Origin of the sequence: Desulfatitalea alkaliphila (genome assembly GCF_022968795.1) — a bacterium.
GTDB lineage: Bacteria > Desulfobacterota > Desulfobacteria > Desulfobacterales > Desulfosarcinaceae > Desulfatitalea > Desulfatitalea alkaliphila.
This window is the reverse complement of record NZ_JALJRB010000085.1, coordinates 1-823: the sequence shown is the minus strand read 5'-3', so window position 1 is coordinate 823 and position 823 is coordinate 1. Positions and strand designations below refer to the sequence as shown.

Here is an 823-nt window from a genome sequence, read left to right as displayed (position 1 = left end):
CCTTCATCGATAGGCACAACTCTGCATGAAAATCTTATCCGGAGACGCCGAAGTGCGCATTATGACCGTACTGGCACAGAGATTTTTCGCTGATTTTGGTACACTTTCTCACCGGCGTTACCAGTATTCCTCTGGATCAAGCTTGACAAAAAATTTAGGCCATGAAAAAGCTATCCCCGCAATTATAAGATGAACACCGATTTTCGTAACACACATTCAAGCCTGCGACATTGAAACTTTATCGTCTGGATCGTCTGGCAGGGGGCCGCACGTTAATAATGTTATACGCAATGACGCTGTATTGATTTTATGGAATAGTTAAAACATGTAGTTTGGATGCATGAGGGTCGTTGAAAGAATTCGAAAATACATATAAAATGCAATAATAACAAATGCAAAACTATGGACGGCCATTTACTTGGAAGAAAACAGGCAAAAAAGTTATCATGTTTTATGTATTTTATAGTTGACTTTGAAAACGTCATACCATATAACACAAAGCATGCGTGATGCCAAATTTTTTCTTCATCCCCGATTCGAGTGGCAATGCCGGTACGAGGCGCTGAGGGCAATGTTCGTGGATCGGCTGCCCCACAAGGTCGTCGCGGATAAATTCGGGTACACGCCCGGGTACACGCGTCTTTTGCGGCATCAATTCGTTCACGGCAAAATCGACCTTGCAGAGCCTGTCGCGCAAGGGGCTGTCCAGCGTCGCCGCGTTTCGGCTCAAGTTCGGACAAAGATTGTCGACTGGCGAAAACAGATGCTTTCCGCGGGACAGATTGTGGAGCTGCTCAGCGAAGATGGTGTTGAAATTTCGGTG

General features: G+C 45.4%; 1 protein-coding gene. It reads right to left on the bottom strand.

Features of this window, described 5'->3' with window-relative positions; all coding sequences use genetic code 11:
- Positions 1 to 481: 481 nt before the first annotated feature.
- Positions 482 to 823, bottom strand: a 342-nt coding sequence (locus MRX98_RS21820; protein ID WP_246915299.1) for a hypothetical protein, incomplete at its 5' end; no start/stop codon positions are given.